The following is a 19,836-nucleotide window of genomic DNA, read 5'->3' on the forward strand; positions in this document are numbered from 1 at the left end:
CGTCCTCCACGGCGGGCCGGAGCAGCTACGACCCGTCGATCGTCGTAGGGAGCCTGGGTTGACCATTCTTGCCGCACGTCTCGGCGCGATGCGGGGCTGGCACCGTCCACTGCTGGCGAGCGCGACGCTCATGTTCGCCCTGACAGTGGTGGCCGCCGCCGGTCTCGTCGTCGACGATCGCCTGCTGATGGGCGAATCGGTCTGGGTGAAGCCGATGAAGTTCGGCTTCGCGATGGGGGTGTACGGCCTGACGCTGGCATGGCTGCTCAGCAGGCTGAGCAGGGGCAGACGTGTCGGGTGGTGGCTCGGCAGCGTCTTCGCGGTCGCCGGCCTGCTGGACGTCGGTGCCGTCTTCTACGCTGCCGCGCACGGCACCTTCAGCCACTTCAACAAGAACGCCGAGCCCGTCGCGCACACCGTGCGGACGGTCTTCTCCTTCGGCGTCATGCCGCTCCTGCTGGTCACTCTGATCATCGCGGTCCTGGTCCTGATCCAACGGACCGGCGACCGCGCCGTGGACCGCGCGCTGCGCGCCGGACTGGGACTTGCCGTCGCCAGCATGGTCGTGGCCCTCTGGCTGAGCAACTCCCCGGGCGCCGCGACCCGTACGGTGACCGACGCCAACGGAAACCCGGTGACCATGAGCGGCGGTCACGGCATCGGCGACCCCGACGGCAACGGCATGTTTCTCACCCACTGGAGCACGACCGGCGGTGACCTCCGCGTACCCCACTTCGTCGGCATGCACGCCATCCAGGTGCTGCTGCTCGTCACCGCGATCCTCGGTGTCCTCGCGACCACCCGCGGCTGGCTCCGCGACGAACAGGTCCGGGCCCGGCTGGTCGGCGTCGCCGCCCTCGGCTACACCGGTCTGTTCACGGTGCTCACCTGGCAGGCGAAGCGTGGCATGCCGGTGACCGACCCCGATCGGCAGACACTGCTCGCCTTCGTGGTCGTGGTGGTGCTCACCCTCGCGGCGGCCACCGCGGTGGTCGTCGACGCGCGTCGGCGGTCCGCGCCGCCCGCCGACCCGGGGCGGCGCGACGAGGAGAGGGAGGCGGTGAGAGCGGTCGACCCGGCCGGGTGAGCCCGGCGGCAACCGCCTGCGCCGCCCGCCTCGCCCGGGCCACCGTGGGTGGCGGGCGCCACGTTTGGCGGTTGTCACGAAACGCCGCCCCGCCCGGTCGAAGTGGTCGACAGGGCGCCCACCGGCGCCGGAACAGCCAACCAGGGGATCCAGATGAAGATCGTCGTTATCGGCGGCAGCGGACTGATCGGCAGCAAGGTGGTCGACCTGCTCGGCGGGCAGGGCCACCAGGTGGTGGCGGCGTCGCCGAGGACCGGGGTGAACGCGGTCACCGGCGACGGGCTGGCCGAGGCGCTCGACGGCGCCGAGGTCGTCGTCGACGTGTCGAACTCGCCGTCCTTCGAGCCGGCCACCGCGCTGGAGTTCTTCGAGACCTCCACCCGTAACCTGCTCGCCGCCGAGCGCGCCGCCGGGGTGGGCCACCACGTGGCACTCTCGGTCGTCGGCGCGGACCGGATGCCGGAGATGGGGTACATGCGGGCGAAGGTCGCCCAGGAGGCGCTGATCGTGGCCTCGCCGATCCCGTACTCGGTGGTGCGCGCCACGCAGTTCTTCGAGTTCCTCGACGCCATCGCCGGCATCGGCACGGACGGCGACACCGTACGCCTGGCGCCGGTCCTCTTCCAGCCGATCGCCGCCGACGACGTGGCCGGCACGGTGGCGGACGTCGCGGCCGGCGCACCGGTCGGCGGGATCGTCGAGGTGGCCGGCCCGGAGCGGTCCCGGCTCGACGAGGTGATCCGGTCGGTCCTGCGGGCCGACCAGGATCCGCGGACGGTGGTGGCCGACCCCGCCGCGGGCTACTTCGGGACGGCGGTGGCGGAGGACGCGCTGGTGCCGCTCGGCGAGGCCCGGACCGGCCGGATCCGGCTGGCGGAGCGGCGCGGCGGAGCGGGCGTGGCGTAGCCGCCCTACGTGCCCGGTGGATGGCTGCCGGGGCCGCGCCCTCGCCGCCCTGCTCGCCCTGGCGACCGGCCGGCGGGGCGTCGAGCGTCTGTTCGTCGTGGTCAACCCGGACAAGCTCCGGCAGTTCGCCGGCTGAGCGGCGGGCGGGTGGGTCAGATTCCCTGGCCCGCGACGACCGAGAGGAGTCGCAGCTTCTCCGCGCTCTCGCTGCCCGGGGTGGCGGTGAAGACCAGCAGCGACTGGGACTGGTCGGGGTCGAGCAGGACCTGGCAGTGCAGTTCGAGGAGGCCGAGCCGGGGGTGCCGGATCCGCTTCGGCGCGCAGTACGGGCCGGTCACCGGATGGTCGCGCCAGAGGCCGGCGAACTCGGTGCTGCGGGTGAGGAGGGCGGCCACGATCTCCCCGGCCCGGGAGTCCCGACCGGCCCGGGTGTACGCCCGGTGCAGGTCCGAGGCGAGCAGCCGGCCGTACCCGGGATGGTCCTCCTCGGGGTGGATGTGCCGGCTGGCCGGATCGGTGAACCAGCGGTAGTGCAGGCTGCGGGCCAGGCCGGTGTGGCCGGTCTCGTCGCCGAGCAGGGCGCTGGCGAGCCGGGTCTGCCGTAGCGTCTCGCCGAGGTCGCTCACCACCTGGGCGGCGGAGTCGCCGAGCCCGTCGAAGATGCGCATCATGCCCGGGTTGACGTGGTCGGCGCGGCGGACCCGCCGCGGCACCGGATATCCGCCGAGCCGGAACAGGTGGTCCCGTTCCTCCAGGGAGAGCCGCAGGCCGCGGGCGATCGCGGCGAGCATCTGCTCGGAGGGGCGAGGGCCGCGCTGCTGCTCGATCCGGCTGTAGTAGTCGGTCGACATGTCGCTCAGTGCGGCGACCTCCTCGCGGCGCAGCCCGCCGGTACGGCGTCGCCGCCCCCGGGGCAGCCCGACCTCCTCCGGTTGCAGTGCCGTACGCCGGCTGCGCAGGAACTCGGCGAGCCGAGCCCGGTCCATGACGCTTCCTCCCGCTCCAGGTCTCCCGGACCGATGCCGTCCGGTTCGCCGGCACCGCCCAACGTGCCGTAGTCGCGATCTCCACAACACGCCCCGGGCCGGCCGCGATTCCGGACGGTGTCGACCGTCGCACCCCGGCCGGGGCGGAAGCCAGGCGGCAGTCGTCCAGGGATCGACTGTCCCTGGTTGCGCCCGATGGCTCGTCCAAGACTCGGACCCATGACTGGATCAACCCATTCCGTGCCGAGCCACTGGATCGACGGGAAGCCGGCCCCGGCCGGATCGCCGGAGACCATTCCCGTGGTCAACCCGGCGAACGGCGAGATCGTCGCCGAGGTACCCGCCGGCACCGCCGGGGACGTGGACCGTGCGGTCGCCGCCGCCCGGGCCGCCTTCCCCGGCTGGGCCGCCACCCCGCCCGCCGAGCGTGCCGCCGTCGTGGCGCGGATCGCCGAGGGTCTGCGGGCCCGGAGCGAGGAGATCGCCGTGACGATCACCGCCGAGATGGGTGCGCCGCTGGCGCTCTCCCGGACCGCCCAGGTCGGCTTCCCGGTGGCGGTGGCCGAGTCCTTCGTCACCCTGGCGGCGGACGTCGACTGGACCCGGGAGATCGGGAACTCGCTCGTCGTACGCGAGCCGATCGGCGTCGTCGGCGCGATAACCCCGTGGAACTTCCCGCTCCAGCAGATCGTGTCGAAGCTGGCACCGGCACTGATCGCCGGCGACACCATGGTCTTCAAGCCCTCCGAGGTCGCGCCGCTGACCGCGCGGATCCTCGCCGAGGTCACCGCCGAGGCGGGTCTGCCGGCGGGGGTCTTCAACGTCGTGCACGGCACCGGACCGGTCGTCGGCGAGGCGATCTCCGCCCACCCGGATGTCGACATGATCTCCTTCACCGGATCCACCCGGGCGGGCCGGCGGATCGGTGCCGTCGCCGCCGAAACCGTCAAACGGGTCGCCCTCGAACTCGGCGGCAAGGGCGCCAACGTGATCCTCGACGGCGCCGACCTGGCCACGGCGGTCGGCACCGGGGTGGCGATGGCGTTCACCAACGGCGGCCAGGTCTGCGGCGCCTGGCCCCGGATGCTCGTACCGGCGTCGCGGCACGACGAGATCGTGGCGCTGGCGGTCGCCGCCGCCGCAGAGTACGCCGTCGGTGAGCCCACCGACGAGGCGACCCGGATCGGTCCGATGGCCTCCGAGGCGCACCGGGAGCGGGTCGACGGCTACATCCGGCGCGGCATCGCCGACGGCGCGACGCTGGTCTTCGGCGGCCCCGGCCGACCGGACGGGCTGGAGCAGGGTGCCTACGTCCGGCCGACGATCTTCGCCGACGTCGACCCGTCCTCGGTCATCGCCCAGGAGGAGATCTTCGGCCCGGTGCTGACGATCATCCCGTACGCGGACGAGGACGAGGCCGTGGAGATCGCCAACGGCACGGCGTACGGGCTGACCGGCGGGATCTTCGGCGAGCCCGGGCGTGCTCTCGGGGTGGCGATGCGGCTGCGCGCCGGCCAGGTCGACGTCAACGGCGGCAACTGGAACCCGTTGGCGCCCTTCGGTGGCTACAAGCAGTCGGGCAACGGCCGCGAGTTCGGCCGCGCCGGCCTGGCGGAGTTCCTGGAGACCAAGTCCATCCAGCGCTGAGCGCGGGCTCCGCGTCAGCCCTGGCCGCCCGTCAGGTCGAGCAGGAGATCGTCGAGGACGAGTTCCTCTTCGACCCGTACGCCGCGCTGCCGCATCGCCGCCGTCAACTCGGGATCCCAGCTCGCCTCGACCGGGATGCCGGGCAGCGAGTCCGGTGCGGCGGCCGGTGCGGCATCCAGATATCCGGCGGTGTCGTACCGCCACGGCCGCCAGGGCACGCGGGACCGGAGCAGGTTGGCGATCCGCACCCCACCCCAGTCGAAGTCGCCGTGGTAGTGCAGCTCGCAGCCCTGCTCCGCGAGTGCGCGGAGCAGCCGCAGCGCGGCGGTGGACGGTTGGCCGCCGATGCAGACCAGCGCCGGGCAGGCCCGGCCGAGCCGGTCCGCGGCCGTGGCGAGCACTGTCGGGTTCTCGCAGACGTGGACCGGGGTGGTGCGGAAGCGGAGCCGGTCCCGGCCGATCTGCCGCAGCGTGAGTACCACCGGTTCGCCGAGGTCGGCGGCGGTCGCGGTGAGGTCGTGCAGCCGGCTGCCGGCGGCGGCGGGCAGGTTGAGGACGAGCACGGTCGAGGAGAGCTCGTCGACGAGTACCCCGGCGACGTCCCACAGCGCCCGCCGCTGCTCGGCGGCGGAGGCGGGCAGCGGCCCGGCGCGCCACCAGGTGGCCCGCACGGCGGAGAGCACCAGTGTCGCGATCGGACTGTCGGCGTCGAGTGCGTGCGCGTCACCGACCGTCCGGACCGCGAGCCGGGCCAGCGGTACGCCCGCGGCGGGCAGCTCCCCGAGCACGGAGACCAGGTCGGCGGTGAGCCGGGCCGCCGCCTCCGGTGTCCGGCCGAGTCGGCGGACCAGTGCGCCGGTGCCGGGATCCGCGCACCAGTCGGAGAGTTCCGCGCGGCGGCCGCCCAGCGTCGACAGCGGGGCGAGCGCACCGCGCCACGCGGCCGCCTCGGCGGCCCGGACGTCGGCGAGTACCGGAACCTCGCCACCGAGCAGTTCGACGGCGGCGGCCAGCCCGTCGCGGTGCATTCCGCTGCGCCGGACGACCCGGTCGAGGTCGTCGAGGTTGACGGTGAGCGAGCTGCCCCGGCCGGGTCGCCGTCCCAGCAGCCGCTCGACCGCCCGCCGTTCCTCATCGGTGGGCTCGCCGAGCGAGAGGCTGCCGGTCAGCGCCCGGCCGTGTGCCAGCCGGTGGCGCAACCGCTGGACGAGCCGGGCGGTCTCCGCTCCGCCGAGCTGGCGGCGAAGCCGCTCGGGGTCCGTCACTCGAGGTTCCAGAGCCCGGGTGGCGGTCCGTCGATCTCCCCGCCGGTCGAGGGTGCGGCGGCGGGTCCGTCGGTTGCCGGGGGTGCGGCGGCGTTCTCGCCGGCCGACGGCACGGCGGGTGCCGTGTCGTCCGGGTCGCGCTGCCGGGGTGGCGGCTGCGGTGCGGGCCGGGGCAGCCGGTGCCGCTCGCGCCCGTCCCAGCGCCACGGCGTGACCAGGACGGCGTCGATCCCCTCGTGCCGGGCCAGTTGGGCGATGCCGAGCCCCGGCACCTGCGGGTAGCAGCCCCACTCGCGCTCGCTCGTCATCACCACGTCCAGGTCGAAGGTGGCGAGCAGACCGAGGCACTTGGCCCGGGAGTCGTCGTCCACCCCGGCGAACGCCTCGTCGAGGGCGATCAGCCTCGGCGCGTACGGGTTGCCGGCCGAGCCGTAGTAGGAGGAGGCCGCTGCGAAGAGCGGGATGCTGGCGGCGAGCACCCGTTCGCCACCGGAGGCGGGACCGGTCGCCGGTCGCCACTGCCCGTCCTGGCGGCGCTGCACGGCGAACTCGTGCCAGGCGCGGTAGTCCAGGGCCCGGGTGAGCTGCTCGGTCCAGGTGGCTCCCTCGTCGCGCAGGCGCTCCCGGTCAATCTGCTGTTGCAGGAAGGCGCCGACCGTACGCCGGTCCTCGTCGTTCCAGACGTCGGTGCTCTGCCGCAGCTGTCGGGCCCGCAGCTCGGCGAGACCCTCCGGGGCGTCCCTCGTCGGCCGCCACAGCAGCCGCAGCCGCATCCCGGTCGAGGTCGGACGGGCCTCCAGCTCGGCGTTCATGCTCTCCACCTGCCGCTCGGCGCCGGAGATGAGTTCCTGGAGCGCACCCGCGACCTCGTTGACGAGGTGGGTCTCCAGCACCTCCCGCTCGTGTGCCGAGAGGACCCGCTGCCGCTCCTCGACCTCGCCGACGAGCGCGGTGGCGAGGTCGGCGACGCTGCGGCCGTGCCCCTGGAACACCACCTCCACGACCATCGTCTCCTCCCGTACGGCGGGGAGCACCTGGTGACCGTGCCGGGAGAGGTTGTCGGCGAGGAGCTTGATGTCGACGCTGACCTGCTGCTGGAGGCGCTCCCACCGGGCGTGCTCGGTGTCGACCTCGGCGAGCGTCCGGTCGATGCCCCGGGCGAGCGTCACCGCCGGGGTGGCGGCCCAGGGCTGCCCGGGATCGGGCAGCTCCAGCCCGGGGCAGACCAGGTCGATCAGCCCGGTGCCGGCGAAGGCGCGCAGCGCCGCCACCGCCTCGTCCCGGTCCCGGCTGACCTCGTCGAGCTCCCGTTCGAGGCCGTCCCGGCGGCCACTGGCGGCACCGCGCGCGTCGCGGGCGGCGCCCTCCCGCTCCCGGGTGTGTCGCTGCGCCTCGTCGCACCGGGTCAGCGCCCCGGCCACCTCGGCGAGCTGCCGGCGCAGCTCGGCGACGGAGGCGCCCGCGGTCGCGTCGAGGGTGTCGAACTCGATCCGGGCCGCCGTCGCCTGCTGCTCGGCCGAGGCCGCCTCCTCGGCCGCCGGTTCGAGCCGGGTCAGCCGCTCCTCGTACGCCCGGCGTGCCTCGCCGTGCCGCCGGGCCGCCGCCCATCCGCCGGTCACCGCCGGCCACCAGGCGGCGAGCGCCACCCGGTAGCTCTGCAGCCCGTCGCGTACCCCGGCGAGCTCCTCGGCGGAGTACGGCAGCCCGACGTCACCGGCGAAGTCGGTGGCCTCGGTGAGCGCGTCGGCGGCCACCCGGGCGGCGGTCTCCAGCTCCGCCCGCGCCTCGTCCCGGCGGGCGAGCGTCTCCCGGCGGTGCTCGTAGGCGGTCCGGACGACGGTGTGCGCCTCGCGGAGCGGCTGGTCGGAGGGGAGCGACTCGGCTTCCTCGGTGACCCGTCGACGCCGTTCGTCGAGGGTGCCGCGCTGACCGGCGAGGTCGTCGGCCAGCGCCGACAGTTCATCGGCCTCCTGGCGCAGCCGGGCGATCCGGGCGCGCCGGCTCGCCGCCCGGGCGCCGTCACCGATGTGCTCCGCGGCCGGTTTCGTCCAGCGTCCGGCGAGGACGCCGGTGGCGTACCGGCCGTCGGCGTCGACCCAGGTCACTGCCGCCGAGCCGGCGCCGTACCCGATCGCGGCGAGGACGTCGGCGACGAGCCGGTCGGTGAGCGCGGCGGCGGCGGGATCGGCGGTGTCGATCGCCGGCCGGAGCAGGCCGTCGAGGGTCGCGGAACCGGCCGGCGTGCCTCCGGGGGGCGGCCCGCCGCCGGGGCGCGGGCCGGCCGGCCGCAGCACCGTGTCGCCGGAAACCGGGTCGCGCAGCGTGCCGTCCGGGTCGAGCCAGGCATCGAGTACGCCGGCAGCCTCCAGCGCCGCCTCGATGCCGGCCCGGTCCGCCTCCGGCACGCCCTCCGCGAAGTCCACCACCCGCCACAGCGGCGCACCGGCCCGGTCCGCCCGTACCCGCGGGTCCCGGGTGTGCGGGGTCGGCGGCGGCTGGTGCACACCGTCGGCGAGCCGGCGCAGCTCCGCGTCGATCTCGTCCAGCCGGTCCCGGGTGCGGCGCTGCTCGGCCTCCAGCGCGGCGTCCTGCCGGGCGATCGTCTCGGTGGCCGAGGTGGCGGCGCGGGCGACCTCCCGGCTCGCCGGGTTGTCGCCGGCCAGGGCCGGGACCCACTGCTCCAGCCGGGCGAGCAGGGCGTCGGGGTCGGTGACCGGAAGCTCGACCAGGCCGGCGAGATGTTCCCGGACCTGCCGGACCAGCAGCTCGCCCGCTCCGGTCGCCGCCGCCTCCGCCCCGGTGATCCGGAGGTCGGCGGCGGCCGTCTCGCCGTCGAGCCGGTCGAGTTCGCCGCGGGCGCGCTCCGCCCGGCTCCTGGCGGCGTCGGCCGCCGCACGCAGCCGGTCGAGGGTACGCAGCGCGCCGGTCCACGCCTCGATCAGCTCGGCCGCGGCCCGGCTCGCCCCGGTCACCTCACCGCCGCGCCCCGGCTCGGCGGCGTGGTTCGTCCCGGTGCCGTCGCCGGCCCGGCCCGGCCCGGCCGCTCCGGTGGCGGGGTCCGACTCGGCCGCCTCGGCGGCGGGGCCCGCCCCGCTCGGCCGGCCGGCGGGTAGCGCCGCCACCACCTGGTCCCGGTGCCGGTCGGCGATCCTCGCCCGCTCCGCGCTCTCCGTCACCTCCCGCCGGACGGCCGCCTCGACCTCCTCGGCGTGCCGCAGCTCTCCCGTCGCCTCGTCGAGGGCGCGGCGGTGCCGCGCGACGTCCGACTCGACGTCGCGCAGGTGCTGCCGCTGGCGTTCGGCGAGCCGGGCCCGCTCCTCGGCGATCTCCCGCAGCCGGTGCAGGTGCTCCGCCGTCCGGGCCTCCGGGCTCTCCGCGAGGGCCTGCCGGCGCGCGGCCAGTTCCCGGCTCTCGTGCTCCAGTTCACCGAGCCGGGACTGTGCCTGCCGGACCCGCTCGTCCTCCTCCGCGTACGCCCGCTGCGCCTCGACGAGGTCGCGACCGAGGTGCTCGTAGCGGCTGTGCCGCTGGCGCAGCACGCCCGCCTTGCGCTTCGTCGCCACCTGCGCGTAGCGGCGGTAACGGGCGAGGAAGTCGTCGGCGGCGCGTTTGGTCTCGGCGAGTTCCCGCAGCGTCTCCCGCTCGTCGTCGAGGCTGCGGAACGCCTCCGCCACCTGGGCGATCAGGTTCTCGTCCAGCGGCGGCAGAGCGTCGCCGAGCGCCCGGGAGAGACTCTTCTCGTCGGGCCGTTTCGACAGTTGCGGCTGGCGCAGCTTGATGAGCAGCGAGATCAGCGCCTCGTAGCGGTTGCCGAGCCCGAAGAGCGCCTCGTCGACCGCGCGCCGGTAGTCGCCGGCCCGGTCGTAGACCATGCCGGCGCCGCCGAGCGCGTCCCGGAGCCGTTCCCGGGCCAGGGCCGTGCCGGTCGGGGTGACGAGGTGCAGGTCCCCGCCGACGCGCTGGCTGGTGACGAAGAACCAGTGCCGGGCGATGCCGCGTCCGGCGACCGCCTTGAGCCCGGCGCCGAGGGTGAGATAGTGGTGGCGGCCGTCGGGGTCACGGCGGCCGAACTCCAGCCAGGTGTAGCCGAGCCGCTCCGGGTGCGGATGCCGGCCGCCGAGCAGCAGGTTCCACTCCATCCGCTTGTTCGGGTCGCCGTCCGGCTCCACCCGGTACGGCGCGAGTTCGCCGTCGAGCAGGAACGGCAGGGTGAGCGCCAGCACCTTCGACTTGCCGGTGCCGTTGTTGCCGCGCAGCAGCAGGCTGCCGCCGTGGAAGTGGAACTCCTCCTGGTCGTAGTAGAAGATGTCGACCAGGCCGGCACGGAGCGGCTGCCACCGTTCCTGCTGCGGCAGTGGCAGTGTCCGGGTCGGCAGTGCCGGGGGCGGAGACACCGTCACCGTACGGTTTCCTTCCGTTCGCGGATGGTCGGCTGGGCACGTTCGCGGATGGTCGGTTCGGCCAGGGCGTAGCGGGCGATCGCCGGTCGGGCGTGCACGAGCGGGTCGGCGCCGGGCTCGACGGTGACCAGCTTGAGGGCGCGCAGCGCCTCCAGCGCGGCCGTCACCAGGTCGACCTCGGCACCGGGGTCGGTGGCGTGCTTGCGCCAGTACGACTTGTGTTCCCGGGCCAGCGCCCGGGTGTGCCGGTGCAGCTCGCTGACGGGTACGCCCCGGTCGGCGGCGGCGATCCGCTCGGCGAGCAGCAGGGTCAGGTGGCTCTGCATCCCCTCGGCCGGCATCCGCACGTCGGTCAGCTCGTCGGCCGGGTCCACCATCGCGATCCCTTCGGACCGGACCTCGGCGACCAGGCCGGTGAGCTGGGTGATCCGGTTGAGCAGCGCGAACCGCTGGCTGGTCAGGTAGGAGCGTTCGGCCTCGGAGAGGTCGTCGTGGTAGAGCACCGGCTGTTCCAGCAGCAGCCGGGTGAGCCGGTGCCGCAGCGCCCGGTTCCGGGCGTCGTCGAGATCGAGTACCGCCTCGGCGGTCAGCGCGTCCAGCCGTTCCTCCGGCGTCGACTCGGAGATCATCGACGGGCCACGGGCGGCGGCGAGCAGCCCGGAGATCACCCGGCGGTCCACGTCGTAGAGGACGTCCCCACCCGCGCCCAGGTACGCCTCCTCGTCACCGGCGACCCGGCGCAGCGCACCCCAGTGCAGCAGCAGCCGGACCACCGCCACCATGTCGGCCCGGCGCTCCCGCCGGTCGAGGGTGAAGGTGAAACCGGTGTCGGCGAGGGCCGGCTCGGCGGCGGCCAGCACGATCTCCTCGGCCAGCCGACCCAGCGTCACCTGGCCGTCGGTGCGTTCCAGCGCGGCCAGGGCCAGGCAGGTCAGCACGTACCGCTGCCGGGAGAACGGGGTCTTCGCGCGCGGGTCGCGGGCCGGATGGGTCCCGTCGTACGGGTCGGCGGTCAGCTTCATCAGCCGGATCGTCTGCGCGTCGGCGACGAGCCGCCAGCCGGTCTCGCGCTCGAACCACTCCCGCAGCTCCGGCGCGCACGCCCGGACCAGCCGGAACTCCTCGTCGGCGGTGAGGCCGGCGACCAGCAGCGGGCGGGCGAGCAGGATCCGTGCCGCCTGCCGCAGCCGGGCCGCCGGCTCGTCGGCGGCCGGGATCCGGGTCCTTCTCATACGGCGGCCAGGGTGCGGGTCGGAAGGAGATCGGTGATCTCGATCAGGTGGTCGGGGCCGGTGAGCACGCCGTCCTCGGTGACGACGCGCACCTGCGGCGCGTCCGCCAGCCGGGCGAGCCGGACCAGCAGCGTGCCGTCGGAGGTGGTGGTCACCACCTCGTCGGCGTCCGGCCGGCGCGCCGCGAGCGCGTCACCGAGCAGGTGCAGGAAGAGCCGGAACTCGGCGCTGTCCAGCTCGCCGAGCCGGGAGAGCGTGATCGGGCCGGGCGTGGCGAGCGCGGCGCGGGCCCGAGCCACCTCCGCCGCCTGGCGTTCCATCCGCTCCGCGAGGAGTCGGCGCTGCTCGGAGCGGTCGACGACCCGGTTGGGCGAGCCGCGCCGCTCGTACGAGCCGGTGCGCCGCAGCCGGGGGCTGATCTCCAGCGGCGGCGCCTCCGCCCACGGTGTGGCACTGGCGACCGGCCGCTCCTCGGTGCGGGCCAGGCTCTCGGCGGTGGTGGTGAGGTGGCGGGTGGGGGAGAGGCCGAAGGCGGTGTGCCAGAGCCGGTGCGCGGACTCGTCGTCCGGAGCCTGGGCGAACCAGAGCGCCAGGGTCCGGAAGTCGGCCGAGCGGTCGGAGCGGCCGGCCCGGCGCTCGTTGATCGCCGTCACCGTGCCGAGCAGCTGGCGGATCGCGCCGATCGCCGCCGCCCGCAGCAGCCGGGCCTGCGACTGCCGCCCGCCGTCGGCGCTGACGAACCAGTCGCGCAGCCCCTGCCAGCGCTGTTGCCAGGCGGCCAGCGCCGCCCCGGTCGCGGCCTGCCGGGCGTGCTCGTCGGCCTCGTCGACCGGCGCGGCGTCGGCCGCCTCACGCCGCGCCGCCACCTCCAGCAGCGGCAGCACGCCCGCCGCCTCGATCTGGCCGGCCAGCGCGGCGATCTCGGCGCCCCGGTTGGCAAGATCGGCGATGAACCGCTCGATGTACGAGATCAACTGCTCCTTGTACGCCAGGAAGACGTCCACCTCCGCGTCGGCGAAGTCGACGGTACGGCGCAGCGAGGCCATGAACGCCTGCGCGTTGTCGGCCAGCCCGGTGAAGCGGTCGACCAGGCTCATCAGCAGCAGGTGCGTCTTGGCCGGGTCCGGGGGTTCCCCCGGTCCCGCCTCGGCCGGGTTCGCCTCGGTGGCGATGACCAGCAGCGCGCGGAGCTGGGCGGCGATGTCCGACAGCGCGACCGACTGGAGAGCGCCGCGCCGCGCCACCGTCTCCTCGTAGACCGCTATCGCCTGCTCGGCGGCGTGCCCCTCCGGGCTGAGCTGGTAGAGGTAGCGGGCCCGGTGGAAGTCCTCGACGGTGGTGACCCGGCCGGTGTCCGGGTCGGCCCGCAGGTTGCCCCACTCGGCGAGCTGGGTCAGGGCGGCGGTGACCGCCTCGGCCGGCGTACCGGGGCCGAGGTCGGCGAGGACGTCCTCCGGGCGCAGGTGCACGGTGAAGCGTTGCTTCGCCCGGACGAATGTCGACAGGATCGCGCGGTAGAGCGGGGCGTTCTGGGTTTGCAGGTGGGCGAAGGGCTGCGCGGAGGATTCGGTCCGGCCGGGCATCGAGCCATCATCGCACCGGCGGGGGCGGGCCGGTCGCACCGCCCCGGGCGTTTCGCGGCGGTGCGTGGGTGTGGGCAGTCAGGACCTGCGCAGTCGCTCCAGCGGGCCGCTCCGGGTGTCCATCAGCGCGCTGAAGTGGGCGACGAGCCGGTGTACCGGCTCGGGATCGCGGAGCACGACGCCGACTTCGAGGTTGCTGGAGAGTGCCCGGTCGGTCAGGTTGGCACTGGTGATCAGTGCGGCTCGTCGGTCGGCTGCGATGATCTTCGCGTGCATCGCGGCAGTCGAGCCTCCTGCTGCCGAGCGGCGCGAGGCCGGCCAGTGCCAGAAAACAGCCCGGTCTCGCAGCCGGGTGAAGGCGGCGGACGCGCCGGCCGAGCCCCGCAGCGTGCCGCCGTCGACGGAGGAGCTTTCCAACACCAGGTCGACCCGGACACCCCGATCGGCTGCGGCCAGCAGCTCGGCGACGACCTCCGGCACACCGTACGCGGCGAAGCTGACCACCAGCAGCGAGGTGCGCGCCGCCCGGATCAGCTCGACCACGACGGAGCTGGTCAGCCGCCAGGTCCGGCGCCGCGGCGTCGGAGAGGTCGTCCTGGGTCTCCGGTTCGACGGTGACACCGTTGGGGGCGAGCCGACCGAGGATGTAACGGTCGAGCGGATCCTCCCGGGTGGGAAACTCCTCGTCCGGCCCACCGAGCGGCCCGAGCAGGTCGGCCAGGACCAGCCGTTGCAACTCGTCGCGGATCACCCGCGCGTCCGGCACGGCGAGCACGCCCTCCCCACTCATGCAGGCCACCGTAGCCGGTACGGCCGACATCGGTAGCCGGGCGATCCGGCAGTAGATATGGACCGTGTCGGGAGGCTGTCAGGAGCACCGACAGTAGCCGAGGCTGGAGACGGCTACGCCGCACGACGGACAGGTTTCGGGACGGGGGGATGGAGCCGGAACCGACCTCGTCGGCCGCGCCGCGACCCGCTTCTTGGCCTTACGCGGGGCAGCGGCGATCGGCGAAGGCGCGGCCAACGCCTCCGCGACGAGGGCCCCTGTGATGCCCGTCCAGCCCTTCTGCTGCAAATGTTTGACGATCGTCTTTGTCTTGATGTTGGGATGCTGGGACCGAAGGCGGTGAACTTCCTGTACCACCTTGCGCCAGCCGGGGGCGCTTGCGCCCGCTCTCTTCGCTGCCGGTTGGCGCTGTCGACCGCGCGCGGCCCGGCCGCTCGTTCTCGAGCTACTGGGCGAAGTCACCGCACGGTCGAGCCAGGAGTCGGGCGTACGGTCGGGACGATCGTCGTTTTCCCAGTCGTAGCCTGGGTTGTCGAGTCCTCGACCTTCGGCGTCGGCGTACCAGCCGCCGATGCTGCGTCGACCTACCACGCGTGCCTCCGATGCTGGCGAACTGCCGGTACTCGGACGAGACGCTCAGGCGCGAGCGATGTGTTGATCGATGCTAGGGCGCGACCTGCGCGTACAGGAGTGGGTGAATCGGTCTACCAGGCGACCAGACGGCTCAGCTACGCAGCCGATCATGGAGAAGCGGCGGACGGTCTGGCGGGCCTGCACACCTGCCGGCGGTGACCGGTGAACCCGTCTGAGTGGGAGTAGTCAGCCGTCCGTCGGGTTGTCCAGGCCGCAGCGGGTGGTGTCGAAGGTGCGGTCGGCAATGGCGTCGAGAAGTCGTCTGGACGGTAGGTAGGTCGGGTCGACGTGCCGGCCGAGGATGATCGCGGAGACGGTGGTGGCGCCGGCGGCCTTGAGCGCGTACGCGAGCGACTGCACGCGGGCGCCCGTCGTCCAGGTGTCGTCGAGGATGAGTACGTGTGTCGGAGCACCGTGTGTGGTCAGGACGGGGATGAACCAGTCGGCGTGGAAGTCGTGTTCGTCCGGGCCGTAGCGTGGATTGACCCCGCTCGGGATCCAGGGCAGGTCGAGCCGGGCGCCGAGAAGCGCGATGAGTGGATGTGGACCGGGGCGGGCTGCGGGTACTCGGTACGGCGATGGCGTGCGTCGGCGCGGTGCCGGTCCGGGCGGTGACGCAGCCGAGGTGATCGCGCAGGAACAGGAGAAGTACGGCGAGCAGGTTCCACCGCGCCTGCTCCGAGCTTGGGGTGCCTTTGTAGGTGCGCAGATTGTGATGGTGCTGACCCGTGCGTGGGGAATAGGAGATCGGCAGCACGAGATCCGCGAGGCGCCCGCCTGACCGGCTGAAGTGGGATTGACAGCGCAGACAGCGCGGGTAGCCCTCGGTGCGTACGCCCCGGCAGGTCGGGCATATCCAGGGGTACTCCGGCAGGGGATTGCGCAGGTAGGCGCGCTGGACTTCGACGTATCGGCGGATGGTGGTCCAGCGCTGGTCAGCGGAGGGCGAGGTCAGGGAAGTTCTCCAGGCCGGCTTCGGTGGGCTGGTGGCTGAGAATGTCCTCGATCGCTTCAAGAAGCTCGACGGTGCCGTGCACCACGTACACGCCCGGGTTCTCGGCGAAGGTCTTGGCCCAGTCACAGCGCATGACCTGGCTGGTGAGCACGACCGGTCGGCCGTGCTGGAGCGCGAGTCGGGCCTGGATCCGCGCCCCGCTGGTCTCCCCCGCCTCGACGACGACGGTGGCGACCGCGTACCCGCTCATCACGGCGTTGCGCATCGGAAAGCTCTGCTTGGTGGGTTGGGCGTCAGGCCAGAACTGGGAGATCACCAGTCCGACCTCGGCGATCTGGTCCTGAAGCTGGCGGTTCGCGGCGGGATAGTAACGACGGATGCCGGTGCCGATGACGGCCACGGTGCGTCCGCCCGCGTCAAGGGCTGCCGTGTGCGCTGCGGTGTCGATGCCCTTGGCGAGCCCGCTGGCTACGGTCACTCCGCGTTCTGCCAGGGTGGTCGCCACCGCACGCGCGATGCGTAGGCCCTGCTCGCTTGCCCGGCGGCTGCCGACCACGGCCACAGCGCGATCATGAACTTGCAAGTCGCCTCGGCTGAACAGCAGCGGAGGCATCTCCCTGATGCCGAGAAGCTGTGCGGGGTAGGTGTCGTCGAAGAAGGCATGAACCCCGATGCCCTCGGCCGACCAGCCGGTGATCTCGTGAGCGGCAGCGCTGATCAGCTCGGCGGCGGGGATGGCGTCGGGGAAGAGTGTCTCCGGACTAGCGACGATGCGGTCGAGGAGTGCGCTGGCACTCCCGTTCTCCTGGATGCTCAGGGCGGTCTCGGTCCAGCTCACGCCCGGACGCCGTAGTAGTGCGACCAGGGCGGCGCGCTCGATCATCGCCCTATCCATGGGCACGATCGTAGGCCCTGCATCGCCACCATGCCTCGGCCCTTCTGGGTGGTGTCGCCGGCAGGCATTCCCGAGCATTCGCAGCCGGACCCACATGACTAGAACATATGTTCGACTGGGATGGCGGGTCAAGTCAGCGGGGTTCGCCCTGGGCGGGGAGGACGGGATCAGTCGAAGAGCTTGTTGCGCTCCTCGCGCAGCGGCCCCATCTCCTCGTCCGGGGTGCCCGTCAGGTTGCCGCCGACCTCGATCAGGTAGAGCGCCAGCCACATGACGCCCTTGGCGGCCTGCTCGAACACCCAGCCGAACCCGTCGCCGAGCGCGCCGGTGATGCCAAGTGTGGCGAGGTACGTGGTGTTGAAGACGGCCCGGAGTGCCGCCCAGATCATGTTGAGTCGTCCCGACTGCCCCCGTCCGCCTGATCGGATGATCACCACGATCGTCACGACGACCGCGACGACGGCGGCGCAGGCCGCGAGGGCCTTTCCGATCCAGCGGAGGATCGCGGCGATGGCGTAGAGGAGCATCGCGATGAGCGCGAGCAGCGCCCCGACCACGAAGAGGATGATCGCGGCGATCCACTTGAGTACCGTCAGCACCACGTCGAGGGCGTTCGCGGCGGCAGTGCCGGCCTGCCCGCCCCATGCCATGTCGCTGCGGAGCTGCGTCAGGTCGCCGTGTACCCGGAGGGCCTCCTCGGCAACCGAGCGATGCTGCTCGGCGGCGGACCGCAGCGCCTCGAAATCGGCGTCGGCCTGACGCAGGGGTTCGAGGATGTCCGGCAGCCGCTGGCCGTACAAGCCTTCTATCCGGCGGACGTCCGACATGTCGATGCCGTACTTCTCGGCCACGCTAGTCATGCGTCTTTCCTGGCAGGTTGCGCAGCATCCGATCAGCACCGCGGAGGTCGGCCTGTTCGTATCCCGCCGCTGCTGCCAGGATGCTGTCGGTGAACCGGGAGAGGCTTTGTCCGACCAGCGAGAGGCCGTCGACGAAGGCCGAGTTTCCGTCGTTCCAGACCGTGGCGGCGCGCTGTCCGACGGGGAGTTCGGGAAACTGGCTCCTGTCCGGCACCGCACCGCTGTCGCTGACGCTGCGGGACAGGACATCGACCCGTCCCGCCAGCACTGCCAGCCTGGACGCGATGCTGCGCAGATGATCCGGGTCAGTCGATATGTCGCTCATGAAGTCTCCTCGGTCGGGGGAAACTGCTCGGTCGGGTAGAGATCGGGGAATCGGTCGCCGGATGCCGAACGTATGACCCGGACAAGCGCCTCCGGTGGCTGCTCGAAGCGGTCGAGGGGTACGTCGAGGATCCAGCGGGACGGGTTGACCAGGCGTTGCACGAGATGTGTCACGGGGGAGGCCCGGACCGTCGCTTCGGTCGGGCCGGCCTGTCCGGGTACCCGGCTTGAGAAGATCAGTCGACGCGACCGGCGTGGTCGAGCCGTGACGACGACGTGATCTAGTTCCGTCCAGGCGACAGAGCCGGCGACGGCGCCGGACCAGTGCGCTCCGGCGCCGTCGAGCACCAAGGCGAAGTCCCTGAGCAGCGCTGCCTGGCGGCGGACATACCTGCCGACGAACATCAGCGGCGCGGCGACACAGAGCCCTCGGCCGGCCCAGAGGAACAGACCGGTGGCGAACCGCAGATCGTCCCCGGATGCCCACCGGATGCCGAGCAGCACGACGGCGACGATCGCCACGACGGTCGAGACCGCCAGCAGCGCACTGCCCGCGACTTCCATACCTTGGCCGAGCGCCGAGCGGGAAGCTCCACCGGCGGGGCGAGTCCGGATCGTTGATCGAGCCTCGGGCGATACATCCATTCGCAGCCTCCGATCGAACTCGCATCGACGGTATGGTGAGGCATCGCTGGGTGGTCGAGAGGTGGACCCATGGTAATGAGCGGGGGGCCCGAGCGGGACCCCGTCGCCGATCCGGTGCTGGCTGCTCTGGACCGGGTCAGCGGCCGTGGGCGGTCGGAGGACGGGCTGGTGCGGGCCGCCATCGACGGTGGCGGCATCCCCCGCGAACTCACCATCGACGCCGAGGCGATGCGGCAGCCTCCTGCGGCGCTGAGCGCGTCGATCCTGGAGGCGCTGCGCCACGCGCACGAGGATCTGGGCGTTCAGGTGGGACAGGAGCTTGCCAGGGTTGCCGATGCTGGTGACCCTGCCGGCACTCCGTCCGCTGCGGGCGATGCCGCCCGCGCCGCGGACGAACTCGATCGGATGGCCCAGGACATGTCCGGGGAGTTCGAGATGATGCGCCGGCGCCTCTTCGACGCTATCGACGGCAGGTAGTAGTCGAAGTTCCCCAGCCATCACCGGGATTGAAGTCGTGGCGCCAAGCGTGGTGGTGGCCGTCTACCAGTGGCCTCGGTTGGGCGTACCGGGGAGGGTGTGGCGGTGCGGGTCGACGAACCAGCAGCGGGCGTGACGGGCCTGCCATTGGTGCAGTTCGGTGCGGAGTCGATCCGCCTCGGTCCGGGCGGCTGACTCGGCCCGGCGGAGCCGGGCGATCTCGGCGGCGAGTCGGCGCAGGTAGGCGTACACCTGAACGGGGTCGAGGCCGCGCCAGCGGGTGCCGAAAGTCTTGGTGCGGGCCTGGCCCGGGTCGAGGTCCCGGCGGTGGTGGCGGCTTGCCGCGCGTCGTCGGGCGGAGCCGGGGTGGGGGAGGGGTTTCATGGCGGTCCTTCGAGGGGGTGGGCGGCGGCGCCGAGGCGGGCGGGGGCGGCCGTCGGCCATCCGGACGGTCGACGGCCGGAGCCCGGCACCCGCCCCGGGCCCTTCTCCGCTTCCGGCCGCCCGGGAGGCAGGCGGCCGAAAGAGGCTCTAACTGGTCGCGCCGGTCAGCCGATCGGTGTACGAGCTCAGCGCGGAAACCGCACCGGTCAGGCTCTCCGTCAGCAGGACGAGCTGATCGGACGCGTGTGACCAGTGACGGATCGCGGTGTCGGGGTCGAGTTCGGGGTCGTCGGCGTCGCGGAGCCGCTGGCCTGCGGCGCGCAGCCGCTCGGGGAACCCGGCGACCCGCTCGGCCGCCTCGGCGAACTGGGTACGCGACAGGTCCAGCGCGCCGGCCACCCGGCCGATGCTTGTCACGTTGGGGTCGCCAAGTTGGGTACGCAGTTCGGCGACGCCCTCGCCGATCAGCTCCTCGGCGTGCACGGCCAGCTCGATCGCGTCCTTGCCGCAGCGGCGGGCCCGGCGCAGCGCCGGGTGCGCCGAACCGTGGCTGGTCAGCACGAGTAGCGCGGAGGCCGCGACGACCGCCAGGTAGACCTTGCGCAGGTCGTCCGCGACCTCCTTTGCCGCGTACGCCACGCTCGCCGTCTCCGCCGGTGTCTCGTCGTCCGCCTGCTCCGTTGTCGTCGCTTCATGCACCGTCACGCCGGTCTCCTTCCGTGGGATGTGCGGGTGCTGCTGTTGGCGTGCCGAGGCGGCCCGGACCA

Annotated in this window: 18 protein-coding genes; 5 read left to right on the forward strand and 13 right to left on the reverse strand. The window is 73.1% G+C overall.

What is annotated here, in order from left to right:
- Positions 1-88: 88 nt before the first annotated feature.
- Positions 89-1,087 (forward strand): hypothetical protein, encoded by a 999-nt coding sequence (locus tag ACN27G_RS01440; RefSeq protein WP_421497198.1) that lies wholly within the window; start codon positions 89-91, stop codon positions 1,085-1,087.
- 153 nt (positions 1,088-1,240) lie between these two features.
- Entirely contained in the window at positions 1,241-1,993 is a 753-nt protein-coding gene (locus ACN27G_RS01445; protein WP_421490961.1) for an SDR family oxidoreductase, read from the forward strand.
- 152 nt (positions 1,994-2,145) lie between these two features.
- Here the strand turns inward: ACN27G_RS01445 and ACN27G_RS01450 are convergent, their stop codons facing one another.
- Positions 2,146-2,979 carry a helix-turn-helix transcriptional regulator gene (locus ACN27G_RS01450; RefSeq protein ID WP_421490962.1) on the reverse strand — a complete coding sequence of 278 codons (834 nt, stop codon included), beginning with the start codon at positions 2,977-2,979 and terminating at the stop codon, positions 2,146-2,148.
- 219 nt (positions 2,980-3,198) lie between these two features.
- On the opposite strand from ACN27G_RS01450, the gene ACN27G_RS01455 reads away from it, so the two are divergent.
- Positions 3,199-4,626, forward strand: a complete 1,428-nt coding sequence (locus ACN27G_RS01455) for an aldehyde dehydrogenase family protein (protein WP_421490963.1) — start codon at positions 3,199-3,201, stop codon at positions 4,624-4,626.
- Between the two features lie 14 nt (positions 4,627-4,640).
- Here the strand turns inward: ACN27G_RS01455 and ACN27G_RS01460 are convergent, their stop codons facing one another.
- The 6 genes from ACN27G_RS01460 to ACN27G_RS01485 form a co-directional block, all read right to left on the reverse strand.
- Positions 4,641-5,891: a TIGR02679 family protein gene (locus tag ACN27G_RS01460; RefSeq protein ID WP_421490964.1), complete on the reverse strand. Its 1,251-nt coding sequence runs from the start codon at positions 5,889-5,891 to the stop codon at positions 4,641-4,643.
- A complete protein-coding gene (locus ACN27G_RS01465) occupies positions 5,888-10,291 on the reverse strand; it encodes a TIGR02680 family protein (RefSeq protein WP_421490965.1) in 4,404 nt (1,467 codons plus the stop codon). Before ACN27G_RS01465 ends, ACN27G_RS01460 begins: the two co-directional genes overlap by 4 nt.
- Positions 10,288-11,523 carry a TIGR02678 family protein gene (locus ACN27G_RS01470; protein WP_421490966.1) on the reverse strand — a complete coding sequence of 412 codons (1,236 nt, stop codon included), beginning with the start codon at positions 11,521-11,523 and terminating at the stop codon, positions 10,288-10,290. The genes ACN27G_RS01465 and ACN27G_RS01470 overlap by 4 nt, the downstream gene beginning before the upstream one ends.
- On the reverse strand, positions 11,520-13,106 hold the full coding sequence (locus ACN27G_RS01475; RefSeq protein ID WP_421490967.1) for a TIGR02677 family protein: 1,587 nt from the start codon (positions 13,104-13,106) through the stop codon (positions 11,520-11,522). The genes ACN27G_RS01470 and ACN27G_RS01475 overlap by 4 nt, the downstream gene beginning before the upstream one ends.
- A 78-nt stretch (positions 13,107-13,184) precedes the next feature.
- Positions 13,185-13,802 carry a DISARM system phospholipase D-like protein DrmC gene (gene drmC, locus ACN27G_RS01480; protein ID WP_421490968.1) on the reverse strand — a complete coding sequence of 206 codons (618 nt, stop codon included), beginning with the start codon at positions 13,800-13,802 and terminating at the stop codon, positions 13,185-13,187.
- A gap of 913 nt (positions 13,803-14,715) precedes the next feature.
- Positions 14,716-14,889 (reverse strand): hypothetical protein, encoded by a 174-nt coding sequence (locus ACN27G_RS01485; RefSeq protein ID WP_421490969.1) that lies wholly within the window; start codon positions 14,887-14,889, stop codon positions 14,716-14,718.
- Positions 14,890-15,112: 223 nt separating this feature from the next.
- Between ACN27G_RS01485 and ACN27G_RS01490 the strand changes: the two genes are divergently transcribed.
- Entirely contained in the window at positions 15,113-15,310 is a 198-nt protein-coding gene (locus tag ACN27G_RS01490) for a hypothetical protein (RefSeq protein ID WP_421490970.1), read from the forward strand.
- 154 nt (positions 15,311-15,464) lie between these two features.
- Here the strand turns inward: ACN27G_RS01490 and ACN27G_RS01495 are convergent, their stop codons facing one another.
- From ACN27G_RS01495 to ACN27G_RS01510, 4 genes are all read right to left on the reverse strand, one after another.
- Positions 15,465-16,367 (reverse strand): DNA-processing protein DprA, encoded by a 903-nt coding sequence (locus tag ACN27G_RS01495; RefSeq protein ID WP_421490971.1) that lies wholly within the window; start codon positions 16,365-16,367, stop codon positions 15,465-15,467.
- A 179-nt stretch (positions 16,368-16,546) separates the two neighbouring features.
- The gene (locus tag ACN27G_RS01500) at positions 16,547-17,239 is read right to left on the reverse strand and encodes a hypothetical protein (RefSeq protein ID WP_421490972.1); all 693 of its coding nucleotides are present in this window, start codon (positions 17,237-17,239) and stop codon (positions 16,547-16,549) included.
- Entirely contained in the window at positions 17,232-17,564 is a 333-nt protein-coding gene (locus ACN27G_RS01505; protein WP_421490973.1) for a hypothetical protein, read from the reverse strand. The genes ACN27G_RS01500 and ACN27G_RS01505 overlap by 8 nt, the downstream gene beginning before the upstream one ends.
- Positions 17,561-18,127 carry a hypothetical protein gene (locus ACN27G_RS01510; RefSeq protein WP_421490974.1) on the reverse strand — a complete coding sequence of 189 codons (567 nt, stop codon included), beginning with the start codon at positions 18,125-18,127 and terminating at the stop codon, positions 17,561-17,563. The genes ACN27G_RS01505 and ACN27G_RS01510 overlap by 4 nt, the downstream gene beginning before the upstream one ends.
- Positions 18,128-18,283: 156 nt before the next feature.
- On the opposite strand from ACN27G_RS01510, the gene ACN27G_RS01515 reads away from it, so the two are divergent.
- Positions 18,284-18,685 carry a YbaB/EbfC family nucleoid-associated protein gene (locus ACN27G_RS01515; protein WP_421490975.1) on the forward strand — a complete coding sequence of 134 codons (402 nt, stop codon included), beginning with the start codon at positions 18,284-18,286 and terminating at the stop codon, positions 18,683-18,685.
- Between the two features lie 63 nt (positions 18,686-18,748).
- Here ACN27G_RS01515 and ACN27G_RS01520 read toward each other — a convergent pair whose 3' ends face one another.
- Positions 18,749-19,069, reverse strand: a complete 321-nt coding sequence (locus ACN27G_RS01520) for a DivIVA domain-containing protein (RefSeq protein WP_421490976.1) — start codon at positions 19,067-19,069, stop codon at positions 18,749-18,751.
- Between the two features lie 147 nt (positions 19,070-19,216).
- Complete coding sequence (locus tag ACN27G_RS01525; protein WP_421490977.1) at positions 19,217-19,774, reverse strand: hypothetical protein; 558 nt, start codon at positions 19,772-19,774, stop codon at positions 19,217-19,219.
- Positions 19,775-19,836 lie beyond the last annotated feature (62 nt).

The sequence above is a fragment of the Plantactinospora sp. WMMB334 genome (genome assembly GCF_049179095.1).
GTDB lineage: Bacteria > Actinomycetota > Actinomycetes > Mycobacteriales > Micromonosporaceae > Plantactinospora.